Below are 10,341 nucleotides of genomic sequence, written 5' to 3'. Positions count from 1 at the left end.
GATGAATGTTGCCTTGATGCCTTTCAGGTTCTAGTGGTAGCGATACCGTGGGGGTTCAAGTCCCTTCATCCGCACCAGGCCCCCGGTCATTTATGATCGGGGGTTTTTCTTCTGTTATGGTTCGAAATATCACTGGAAAATCGCTTTGTTGAGCCATTTTCCAGAAATGAATTGATTTTTTAAGCCCGGCGGTAGCAAATCCGCCGGGCTTTTTCTTTGTGTTTTCTGGCCTCCCGCTCCAAGTGGCGCGTAAAGCTAGTTCGGTCTATTGCAGGTTAATAACGGTTTGTTATGTCGTAAAAAGTCGTAGTAAAAAGACTTAAAATCAACGCGCAATTTCTGCCTGCTGTCTTGCTCTTACGGCATCTTCCAGATTGTCAAAATATCCGAGAGATTTTCTGACTCCGCCTATCATTATCTTTGCCTCATATTTTTTATGCTTCTTATGGAATGTTACTCCAACTGGGTTTTCAAGCGTGCATTTTGATTTTCGTTTGTTGTTTGCCTGCTGCTCCCATGTGGCCCACCGGCAATTCTCCGGGCAGTAGTTCCCGTCATTGTCAATCCTGTCAAGAGTCAAGTCATCCCGATAGCCGTTTGAATAGGCCCAGTTGAAAACAGTCTGCGTCTCAAACAAAATGGTACTGCCGAGATTCAAGCTTCGCTGGGCTCACTCGCTGCAAAGAAAATAACATGGGGCAGCACTCCCGGCGGTGTTATACAGATCACCCAAGATCCAGTGGACGGAACAAAAGCCAGCGTGAAGCCCCTAAAAGAGGGAAGCGCCACGGTCACGGTTGCTTCAGAGGGAGAGCAGGAAATGGCGCTTTGCGACATCACCATTAAAGCGGTAAAAAAGGAGCCGGAAAATGTCGCAGCATCACGGAAAAGCGGCATGAGCGGCGCAGGAATTCGAGTTTTTTCCGCAGCCGGAAAAGAGATAAAAAATAGCCGGTTTTGTCAGCACGAAAAAACCGGAACAAAAGAGTTTTTGTTAAACGTTAAAAAAGGACAGGCACCCAGTCCGGGCAGATGCACCGGGCCGAGCGCCTGTCTTTTTGCATTACTGTTCATCAGCTCCCGAAGGCCGCAGCAGTTCCAGATGAATTTCTGCCTCCCGCAGAAGGGGGCAATCCACCGGCTGAGGTGGCTGGGAAGAGGAGCTTTGCGCCGTGGGCAGCAGCTCCCATACGACGGCAAGGTCAGCGGCGGGGTCCCGAAGACGTGCCTGCTCCAGAAGTTCCCGGAACACCGGGCCGGTGATATGGCACTTCCAGGCCCGGGCAGTCAGCTGAATCCAGTCTGCCTCGCCGGGAAGCCACAGGCTAACCGGCTGATCGAACCAGAGCGCCCGTACCAGTGCGCGTCCGGCGGCGGTCCGTTCTTGGGCGAGGCCCAGTAAGAGCGTGGCACCATTCTGGCTGGCCACCACAGGACAGGAAAATGACAGCGAACCCTCCAGATCCTGCGCCTGTGCCACCGCATTGTCCCATACAGGCAGGAGGGCAGCTGTTTCAGACGAAAGTGGGGTGAAAATCGGTAGTTCCATCCTCAATCACCCCTTTCCAGTTCACTGTCCGGGTGATTCCCGCAGTGCTTATAGTCGTCATTCGTGTTGTAAAGTCTATGTGCTTTACGGATATTGTGTAGTCCTTCGGCCAGCCGCACGTAGTATTCCAGCGGCGGCATGGGCCGGTAGCCCAGCCGGGTGGCCCGGTGCGGACGCCAGATGGTGCACAAAAAGTTCACTCCGTGGCTGGCGAAAAACTCACAGGCCTCAAAATTGGATTCCAGCGCGGCCTCCACATCGGAAAAGCCCTTCTTTGCGGCCAACTCCACACCGGCAACAACCTGGGTGCAGACCTTGCCGCGCCCGAATACCTCTACCGCATCCAACGTGCGGCGAATCCATTCCTCATAGCCTACCCATTGCTCCTTGCCGGGGCAGAGCTCCTGAAACAGGGCCTTGCCCCAGACCTCGATGTTGGGGGAGTAGGAGGTGATGCCAGTCTCGCGCCAGATGCGTTCCAGCTGCTGCTTGGGGTAGGCAGGTGCCATCAGCTGGCAGGGGAAGCGGCCGGTGAAGTTTTCCCCGATAGCCTGCAGAACCCGGATGTACCGGTCCGCCTCGCAGGAGAAGGGGGGCTCACCGGAAAAATCCGACCCACCGGACAGACTGATCTCGGAAAAACGGCCCGGCTCCTTGATGGCCTCCTGAATGGTTTCCCGTACATCCTGGCAGTTCACCTCACCCCAGCTCTGTCCGCCGGTGAAAAAGGCGCAGAAGCCGCACTGATGGCCACCCTCCCAGAAGCGGCAGCGCTGGAAGGCGTTCAGAATCAGCTTCTGACCGCGCACATCCGCCACCGCCGCCATGGGAGTGCCAAGGCTGGTGGTTTTGCCGTAAAATTCCGGCCGGGGCACAAAGTCGATTACATCGATCAGTGCATCGCCTTCCTTCAGCAAAAACAGCCCGCCCTCCCAGTCAATCTGATAGGGGTCCTCATAAGGGTCGCCGTAGTTGATGTAAACGAAGGTGCCGTCCCGCAGCAGAATCGGTCCGGGCACGGCAGTGCAGGCCTTGCGGCCGGAAAAACGGATATCAAAGGCATTGTCGCTGGAAAAGGCGTAAATGGAGCCTTGAATTTTCTCCAGCGCGGCGGGGGTGAGCACTGCCCCGTAACGGATCATGCTCAGCTTCAGCAGCACAAAAGGGGAAAAGTTTGGGTAGCGGGCCTGCAGTTGGGCCAGCTCCTCTTGTTTTGTATGATTCATTGCATTGCTCCTGTGGTTATAAAAGCCAGAGCCCGACCAGAAGTGCAGCGGGCAAACCGATCAGAAAGGCGATATCCGCCCAGCCGAAACGTACCCGGAAGGCCACAGCCCGGGGCGCATCATTCTGGAACCCTCGGGACTCCATAGCCATGGCAAGACTTTGGGAACGTTCCAGTGCGTGAACCAGCATGGGGAGGATTCGTTTTGGTGAAAAGGGTGTTGCCTTTACACCGCGAACCCGCAGTGCCACGCCCACGGTGCCGAACTCGCTGCGCACCACCGGGAAGAAATGATAGGCAGCCAGAATGCCATAGGCAAATTTCGGGGGCAGATGGAACTGCTGCATCAGGCTCATGATCAGCTCCATTGGTTCGGTGGTAAACGCGAACAGCATGCCCAGTCCGCCGAAGGCCAGCACCCGGGCGGCCAGCTGGCAGGCACTTTTCAGCGAGCTGGCGTAAATGACCCGCTGGCCGAATACAGCGGTCTCCACCCCCTGTGCAGCCGCCTGACTGGGGAACAGCAGGCCGGTCATGAACATGCCGAAGGCAGCGATGAGGAACGGTGTGAGCGAGATGAACAGAAATTTCCGGTCCACCCGCGGGGTGCACAAAGTCACCAGAAAGCAGCAGCCCGCCACCACCAGATCCAGCCGGGTGTTGTAGGTGACCGAGAGCATCAGCGAAGCGATGATCAGGGTGAGCAGCTTGTAGGCAGAGTTCAAAGCGCGCATGGGGCATAGCTCCTTTCCTCGGCATATTGGTCCAGCTGTTCCGGGCTGAGCAGCTGCATGCAGCCGCCCTCCAGCAGGTAGATCCGGTTGGCAAAGCAGCGAGCCAGCGCCAGATCATGGGTGGCAATTACAGCGGTCAGACCTTGGTCAATGCGGCGGCGCAGCAACTCCATGATGAATTGGGTGGCTCGCTCGTCCTGTGCGTAGGTGGGCTCGTCCAGTAAAAGCAGCGGCCGGTTGCCCGCCAGCATGGCCAGCAGAGCCAGTCGCCGCTGCTGCCCCTGACTCAGTTCATAGGGGGAGTGCTTGCGCCAGGCCAGCAGGTCAAATTCCTCCAGCAGTGCCCGGGCCTTCTGGCGCAGGGCTTGCTCCTCTGCTTTGGGCTCCAGTGCCCGCAGGGTGGTCAAAACCTCATCCTCCACGGTCAGGCTCAAAAACTGGAACCGGGGATTCTGGAACACCAGCCCCGCAGCGCCGTTTACTTTCAGGCTGCCCTTGCAGCGTCCGGCCCCGGCAAGGCAGGTGAGCAGGGTGGTTTTGCCGCTGCCATTGCGCCCTACCAGCGCGGTGATGCCGCCTCGGGGAAAGTCAAAACTCAGATGCTCGGCCACTGTGGTTTTGCCCTGCAGCAGCCGCAGGTCTTTTGCCTGCACCATAGATTCCTCCGGCTGGGGCAGGGGCGCGGGAGACTGACCCTCCAGCCAGCTGTCGTCCACAAACAGGCCACGTTCCCGGAACAGCTCCCGGTGGGCCTGCAGCTCCTCAGGCAAAACACTTTCCAGCAAAAGGTTGCCGCTTTTGTCCATCAGCAGAATGCGGCTTAAAAACGGCAGCCAGTAATCCGGCCGGTGGTCCACAACAAAGAGGGAAAGCCCTTGCCGGTTCAACTGGGCCAGCTTCACCGAGAGATCGGCGCAGGAGCCGGGGTCCAGATTGGCGAAGGGCTCGTCCAGAATGAGCAGCTTTGCCTCGGTGGCAAGGGCAGTGGCCAGCGCCAACTTCTGTTTCATTCCGCCGGACAGGGTGTGGATCAGATGATGCTCCACATCCTCCAGACCCACCAGTGCCAGCAGCTCCCGGGTGCGGGCACGCAGATCGCCCGGATAGTTGATGTTTTCCAGCGCAAACAGGATTTCGTGATCCACCCGGTCCATGCAGAACTGATCGTCCGGGTTCTGGAACAGGATGGACACACCCCGGGCTCGCTGGGCCAGAGGGTAATCCTCCAGAGGCTTACCCTCAAGAAGAATTTCGCCGCTCAGAGTTCCCGCGTAGGCAGGGTAAAGCCCGGCCAGGCAGTAGGCCAGACTGCTTTTGCCGCAGCCGGAAGGCCCCATCAGAAGCACAGCCTCCCCGGGCTGAATGGCAAAGGAGAGCTGCCGGAACACATCCTCCTTCTGGTAGCGGAAGGTCAGGTCCCGGCAGCTGAGCACCGGCTTACTCATCCCGCATGGCCCGGCCCAGGGCATAGCTCTTCAGCAGACCGGTGCGGGCCAGACTGTCGCCCATCAGCTTGCACAGCACGCCGGAGAAGATAAAGGAGCTGATCAGGCGTACCACAAAATATACCACCAGCAGCCGGGGCGCAATGGCCAGGTAGTTGGAGCGCACGAAACTCCACAAAAAGCCGGTGATGGTGCAGCCCACAGAGGCCAGGTACATGGTGGTGCGGTCGAACCGCTTGTAGCGCCAGGCAGCGAACACCAGCTCAGCGCCCGCGCCCTGTACGATACCCGCCACGATTACCATGGGACCGTACATATTGCCCAGCAGCACCTCGATCAGGGAGGCCAGAACCTCGGCAATGATGGCTGCGCCGGGCTTCTGCAGAATGTAGGCGGCCAGGGTGGCAGCCATAAACCAGATACCGAAAATCATCTCGGTGCCCAGCAGCGAAACGCCCAGAGGGGCAAAGATGGCGGTCAGAGGCGAGATCAGGTAAACGCCTGCCAGATATACCACGCCGAACACTACGCACAGCATGGCCACAAAAATAATGTCCTGCAGTTTCCAGGAATAGCTTGATTCTTTCTGTTTCATTGGTTGTTCCAACTCCTTAATTGCTGTTTTTGAATAGTGAGGAATCATTCCGCCGTGGGGCTGTTCACCGAGAGGGTGAAATGCAGAATGTAATGGGGAACCGTTTGCTCCATGTGGCGGCAGACCGCATGCAGATAGTCAAACACTGCCTGTACATCGCCGTTGATGCGGGTGGCATAATGAACGCTGGTGGGATTCAGACCGGCATCCTCTGCCATGTGCCAGACCTCGGCAATGCGGTCGATGTAGTCGCTCACGCCCATGGGATAAAGCGCCAGTTTGCACAGCACCGGGAAGTGGGCGCCGGCGATGGTCTGGGCATTGGGGCCGGGGCCTTCCCGGGTGAGCAGGCTGTCGCCGTCGGTGTCACCGGGGCAGCCCTTGGAGAACTGGCCCTCCAGTGCCATATGAACGGTGGGCTGCCATGCGTTTACGAACAGGCCCTCCACCGCGTCCACCACGTAGGGCAGGCGTCCGCGGTAAACGGTGGAAAGTGCGTCCGACTGGCTCCACACCGCCGAGGTGTCGGTCTTTTCCAGTGCACCCAAAATGATGGGCACAAAGTTCGAGTCCATGGGGTAGAGCGAGAAACGGCAGCCGGAGATATCCAGATTGGTGCCGCGGCCCGCCCAGGGCAGGTCCGGCCGGCTGCAGCCGCAGCAGGTGTTGTTTTCCATAGCAATGATTCCTTCCTTTGCAAGAAATATAAAAGAAAAAGGGATGCCTTTCACCTGGAAAAGCATCCCTTTTACTGCAAGGTCTCGGTGCTCGCACTGAAACAGGCGGGCAGAACCGGGGCTTCAGAATTGCTTCCCTACGCTGGTATGAACCAGATCAGGTTCGTGGGGTCAGGTTTTACCTTCTCAACTCCGAAGAGTCCCCCCAGAATTCCAAAACTATTCAAATTTCGCTATTTACTATAACACCGGAGGAAAGTGCTGTCAAGCGGGGCAATTCAGTCCCTGCTCTCCAGCTGTTCCAGCAAGCCCTGGCAGCCGGCCAGCACATCCTGCCAGGTGCGCTCAAAATCGCCGGTGTACCAGGGGTCCGCCACCTCGCCCGGGCGATCGGTGTAGTCCATCAGCAGATGAAGCTTGTGATTGGGGTCACCGCCGCAGATGTGGTTCATGTTCCGCAGGTTGTTCTGATCCATGCCGATCAGCAGGTCGAATTGGTCGTAGTCCGCGGCAGTCATCTGGCGGGCGGCATGGCCCTGGCAGGTAATGCCGTGCTCCGCCAGCTTGCGGCGGGCGGGAGGGTAAACCGGGTTGCCCAGCTCCTCCCGGCTGGTGGCGACGGAGGCCACCTGAATCTGCTCCTCCAGCCCGGCCCGACGCACCAGGTCCCGCATTACGTATTCGGCCATGGGGCTGCGGCAGATGTTGCCTAAGCACACAAAAAGTATTCTGGTCATAGCACAATAATCCTTTCCGGGGAAATTTTGCGTTTTCACTGTTTTATGGACCTATTGTAACCTGCTTTGCACAAAATGTAAAACCCTGCGGCAAAGGAAGCTGCCCTTGTCTGCCCGGCGGTTCCGTGATAGGATGTTGGAAAGAGGAGGGCAAAAATCATGGATCTTCGAGTGCTCAAATACTTTCTAGCCGTGGCCCGGGAAGAAAACATTACAAAGGCAGCGGCACTGCTTCATTTGACGCAGCCCACCCTTTCCCGCCAGCTGATGCAGCTGGAGGAGGAGCTGGGTGTCAAACTGTTTGAGCGCAGCCGCCACCGAATTATCCTCACCGACGACGGCATGCTGCTGCGCCGCCGGGCGCAGGAGCTGGTGGACCTGGCGGACAAAACCGTGCAGGAATTCCGCAAAGAGCCGGAGCTGCGGGGCGTGATCTCCATCGGCAGCGGCGATCTGGAGGGCATGCATCTTCTGGCCGGGTGGCTGGCCTCTTTTCAGGCACTTCATCCCCAGGTGACCTACCAGCTCTACAGCGGCAATGCCGACAACACCAAGGAGCGAATTGAAGGCGGCATGCTGGATCTTGCCCTGCTGCTGGAGCCGGTGGACATCAGCAAATACGATTTCATCCGTCTGCCGGTGAAGGAGCAGTGGGGTGTGCATGTGCGGGAGGATTCGCCTCTGGCGCAGAAGGAATGCGTCACCGCGCAGGATCTTTCTCAAGTTCCTCTGATCCTCACCCGCCGTGAAGTGATTCAGAAAGAGCTGGAGCATTGGATGGGCCACTATGCCCAGCAGATGCGGGTGGCGGCCACCGGCAACCTGCCCTACAATATGACCCTTCTGGCTCGGGAGGGGATGGGGGCGTTTCTCACCATCCGGCTCCGCTGCAGCTATGAGGGGCTGCGTTTTTTGCCCCTGTCGCCCGCGCTGGAATCCAGCACAGTGCTGGCCTGGAAAAAGACCGAGACCTTCCCGCCTGCGGTGGCTGCGTTGCTGGAACATATCAAGAAATGCCTTTCGGGTATTTCTGAAACTACAAAATAAGTATTAGACAGCTTTGGGATAGCGATTTACAATGTAGATGTCCGGCCAGGGCATCTGCATTTTTTGTTTTTGGAGGGCGGCATATGACCATTCAGGAGGCAAGCGAGCGATATCAGATCCCCATGAATATCCTGCGGGAATACGAAAGCTGGGGGTTGTGCGGAGCGGTCAAAAAAGTGATGGGTGCCTGGCAGTACGACGATTCCGACCTGGAACGCCTGAGCGTCATCATGACTCTGCACGACATCGGCTTTAACACAGAGGAAGTGGAGACCTACATGCGGCTGCTGTTGGAGGGCGAGGCCACCGGGGCTGAGCGTCTTCGCATGCTGGAAAAGAAGCGGGCCGCCGCCCTGGACGAAATCCATTTCAAGGAGCAGCAGCTCCGGCGCCTGGATTATCTGCGCCACGAAATTCGCAAAACACAAACCGGAACAGGAGGTAAGTGATCAATGATTAAACAAACGGCAGGAAGAAACGGACTGGGTGACCTTGCGCCCAAATTTGCCCAGCTCAACGACGATGTGCTGTTCGGTGAGGTGTGGTCCCGGGAGGACAAGCTGTCGCTGCGGGATCGCTCCATGATCACCGTGGTGGCATTGGTGTCCAAGGGCATCACCGACAATTCCCTGAAATATCATATTCAAAATGCAAAAAATCATGGCGTGACCAAAACCGAGATGGTGGAGATCATCACCCACATTGCTTTTTATGTGGGCTGGCCCAATGCCTGGGCGGTTTTCCCCATGGTGCGGGAAATCTATGCCGAGGAGAAAGCCGCTCCCTCGGATTCTCTGTTCGGCCTTGGTCAGCCCAACACCGCCTATGCGCAGTATTTCATCGGAAACAGCTATCTGAATCCGCTGAACGCCGAGGGGGTAAATGTGTGCAACGTGACCTTCGAGCCCCGCTGCCGCAACAACTGGCACATCCATCATAAGGGCGGTCAGATCCTGCTCTGCACCGATGGCGAGGGCTGGTATCAGGAATGGGAACAGCCTGCCCGCAAGCTGCATCCGGGCGATGTGGTCTACATCGCGCCGGAGGTCAAGCACTGGCACGGCGCCGCGGCGGATGAATGGTTCACCCACATTGCCATCGAGATCCCCGCAACGGGAGCCTCCAATGAATGGCTGGAGCCGGTGAACGACGACCAGTACAACAGTCTCGCCTGAATCTTCAGGCGGGAGTCAAGCGGGGCGGCCGCGGCCGCCTGCAGCAAGGAGAAGGCAGCGAATGGAATACAGAACCAACAAACGAACGGGCGATAAAATCAGCATGCTGGGGTTCGGTACCTCCTATATTGCCCAGGCAAAGGAGGCGGACGCAGTCGCCACAATCCGCCGGGCCTATGAGGGCGGCGTGAATTACTTCGACCTGGCAACAGCGGAGGGCAGAACCTTCCCGTACTTCGGCACGGCCCTTGGGGACGTGCGCAAAAACGTGATGTATCAGGTGCACTTCGGCGCGGATTATCATACCGGCACCTACGGATGGACCACCGATGCGGAAGCCATCAAGCGCAGCATCGACTGGAAGCTGACCCGGCTGCGCACGGATTACATTGACTACGGTTTTATCCACTGCATCGACGAACTGTCCGACTGGCAGGAGTATCAGGACAATGGGGCCTATGCCTACCTGCTGCAATTGAAACAGCAGGGCGTGGTCCGCCATATCGGACTTTCCTCCCACACGCCGGCCACCATCCAGCGAGTGCTGGACGAAGCGCCGGTGGACATGCTCATGTTCTCGGTAAATCCGGGCTACGATTACCAGAAGGGTGAATACGCCAAGGGATCGGTGGAGGAGCGTGCGGCCATCTACCGGCGCTGTGAGGCGGAAGGCATCGGCATTGCGGGGATGAAGCCCTTCTCCGGCGGCCAGTTGCTGGACGCTTCGCTCTCGCCCTTCGGCCGGGCGCTGACCCAGTATCAGTGTATACAGTATGCTCTGGACCGGCCCGGGGTGCTCACGGTGCTGCCGGGCATGAGCAGCGTGGCGCAGGCCGAGCATCTGCTGGGCTTTTTCAATGCTTCCCAGCAGGAGCGGGACTACTCCATGATCGGCTCCTTCAGCCCGGCGGATGCGGTGGGCAAATGCGTTTACTGCAACCACTGCAAACCCTGTCCGATGGGGATCGATGTGGGTTTGGTGAACAAGTATTATGATCTGGCTCGAAACGGAGATTCCATGGCTGCTGAGCATTACCGCGGTCTGGAGCAGGGTGCAGAGGACTGCGTGCAGTGCGGTCATTGCAACAGCCGCTGTCCCTTTCGGGTGGATCAGATGGCCCGCATGCAGGAGATTGCCTCCTATTTCGGCTGAGCAT

At 57.9% G+C, this 10,341-nt stretch carries 12 protein-coding genes and 1 riboswitch; of the genes, 4 read left to right on the top strand and 8 right to left on the bottom strand.

Annotated features, from left to right (window positions below):
* Window positions 1-325: 325 nt before the first annotated feature.
* From B5F28_RS14420 to B5F28_RS04165, 8 genes are all read right to left on the bottom strand, one after another.
* Window positions 326-637 carry a hypothetical protein gene (locus tag B5F28_RS14420; RefSeq protein ID WP_143424680.1) on the bottom strand — a complete coding sequence of 104 codons (312 nt, stop codon included), beginning with the start codon at window positions 635-637 and terminating at the stop codon, window positions 326-328.
* 426 nt (window positions 638-1,063) lie between these two features.
* Window positions 1,064-1,549 (bottom strand): hypothetical protein, encoded by a 486-nt coding sequence (locus B5F28_RS04195; RefSeq protein WP_087293674.1) that lies wholly within the window; start codon window positions 1,547-1,549, stop codon window positions 1,064-1,066.
* 2 nt (window positions 1,550-1,551) lie between these two features.
* Window positions 1,552-2,775: a radical SAM protein gene (locus tag B5F28_RS04190; protein WP_087293672.1), complete on the bottom strand. Its 1,224-nt coding sequence runs from the start codon at window positions 2,773-2,775 to the stop codon at window positions 1,552-1,554.
* A gap of 16 nt (window positions 2,776-2,791) precedes the next feature.
* Window positions 2,792-3,508: an energy-coupling factor transporter transmembrane component T family protein gene (locus B5F28_RS04185; protein ID WP_087293670.1), complete on the bottom strand. Its 717-nt coding sequence runs from the start codon at window positions 3,506-3,508 to the stop codon at window positions 2,792-2,794.
* Window positions 3,496-4,953: an ABC transporter ATP-binding protein gene (locus tag B5F28_RS04180; protein ID WP_087293668.1), complete on the bottom strand. Its 1,458-nt coding sequence runs from the start codon at window positions 4,951-4,953 to the stop codon at window positions 3,496-3,498. Before B5F28_RS04180 ends, B5F28_RS04185 begins: the two co-directional genes overlap by 13 nt.
* Entirely contained in the window at window positions 4,946-5,548 is a 603-nt protein-coding gene (locus B5F28_RS04175) for an ECF transporter S component (RefSeq protein WP_087293666.1), read from the bottom strand. The genes B5F28_RS04180 and B5F28_RS04175 overlap by 8 nt, the downstream gene beginning before the upstream one ends.
* Window positions 5,549-5,592: 44 nt before the next feature.
* Window positions 5,593-6,225, bottom strand: coding sequence for a YkoF family thiamine/hydroxymethylpyrimidine-binding protein (locus B5F28_RS04170; RefSeq protein WP_058962906.1), 633 nt, complete (start codon window positions 6,223-6,225; stop codon window positions 5,593-5,595).
* Window positions 6,226-6,342: 117 nt separating this feature from the next.
* A riboswitch (TPP riboswitch) is annotated at window positions 6,343-6,442 on the bottom strand.
* A 61-nt stretch (window positions 6,443-6,503) separates the two neighbouring features.
* Entirely contained in the window at window positions 6,504-6,962 is a 459-nt protein-coding gene (locus B5F28_RS04165) for a low molecular weight protein-tyrosine-phosphatase (protein WP_087293664.1), read from the bottom strand.
* Between the two features lie 159 nt (window positions 6,963-7,121).
* Between B5F28_RS04165 and B5F28_RS04160 the strand changes: the two genes are divergently transcribed.
* From B5F28_RS04160 to B5F28_RS04145, 4 genes are all read left to right on the top strand, one after another.
* Window positions 7,122-8,009, top strand: a complete 888-nt coding sequence (locus B5F28_RS04160; RefSeq protein WP_087293662.1) for a LysR family transcriptional regulator — start codon at window positions 7,122-7,124, stop codon at window positions 8,007-8,009.
* Between the two features lie 83 nt (window positions 8,010-8,092).
* Entirely contained in the window at window positions 8,093-8,458 is a 366-nt protein-coding gene (locus B5F28_RS04155; RefSeq protein ID WP_087293659.1) for a MerR family transcriptional regulator, read from the top strand.
* Between the two features lie 3 nt (window positions 8,459-8,461).
* Window positions 8,462-9,184, top strand: a complete 723-nt coding sequence (locus tag B5F28_RS04150) for a carboxymuconolactone decarboxylase family protein (RefSeq protein WP_087293657.1) — start codon at window positions 8,462-8,464, stop codon at window positions 9,182-9,184.
* Between the two features lie 61 nt (window positions 9,185-9,245).
* Window positions 9,246-10,337 (top strand): aldo/keto reductase, encoded by a 1,092-nt coding sequence (locus tag B5F28_RS04145; RefSeq protein ID WP_087293655.1) that lies wholly within the window; start codon window positions 9,246-9,248, stop codon window positions 10,335-10,337.
* Window positions 10,338-10,341 lie beyond the last annotated feature (4 nt).

The sequence above is a fragment of the Gemmiger sp. An194 genome, assembly GCF_002160145.1.
In the GTDB taxonomy this organism is placed as follows: Bacteria; Bacillota; Clostridia; order Oscillospirales; family Ruminococcaceae; genus Allofournierella.
This window is presented reverse-complemented; position numbering and strand designations above follow the sequence as displayed.

What these genes read in the sequence shown, in the direction of transcription:
- B5F28_RS04185 (WP_087293670.1), bottom strand. Translation starts at nt 3,508, where the DNA reads ATGCGCGCTTTGAACTCTGCCTACAAGCTGCTCACCCTGATCATCGCT.
- B5F28_RS04195 (WP_087293674.1), bottom strand. Translation starts at nt 1,549, where the DNA reads ATGGAACTACCGATTTTCACCCCACTTTCGTCTGAAACAGCTGCCCTC.
- B5F28_RS04165 (WP_087293664.1), bottom strand. Translation starts at nt 6,962, where the DNA reads ATGACCAGAATACTTTTTGTGTGCTTAGGCAACATCTGCCGCAGCCCC.
- B5F28_RS04155 (WP_087293659.1), top strand. Translation starts at nt 8,093, where the DNA reads ATGACCATTCAGGAGGCAAGCGAGCGATATCAGATCCCCATGAATATC.
- B5F28_RS04145 (WP_087293655.1), top strand. Translation starts at nt 9,246, where the DNA reads ATGGAATACAGAACCAACAAACGAACGGGCGATAAAATCAGCATGCTG.
- B5F28_RS04175 (WP_087293666.1), bottom strand. Translation starts at nt 5,548, where the DNA reads ATGAAACAGAAAGAATCAAGCTATTCCTGGAAACTGCAGGACATTATT.
- B5F28_RS04160 (WP_087293662.1), top strand. Translation starts at nt 7,122, where the DNA reads ATGGATCTTCGAGTGCTCAAATACTTTCTAGCCGTGGCCCGGGAAGAA.
- B5F28_RS04170 (WP_058962906.1), bottom strand. Translation starts at nt 6,225, where the DNA reads ATGGAAAACAACACCTGCTGCGGCTGCAGCCGGCCGGACCTGCCCTGG.
- B5F28_RS04190 (WP_087293672.1), bottom strand. Translation starts at nt 2,775, where the DNA reads ATGAATCATACAAAACAAGAGGAGCTGGCCCAACTGCAGGCCCGCTAC.
- B5F28_RS04180 (WP_087293668.1), bottom strand. Translation starts at nt 4,953, where the DNA reads ATGAGTAAGCCGGTGCTCAGCTGCCGGGACCTGACCTTCCGCTACCAG.
- B5F28_RS04150 (WP_087293657.1), top strand. Translation starts at nt 8,462, where the DNA reads ATGATTAAACAAACGGCAGGAAGAAACGGACTGGGTGACCTTGCGCCC.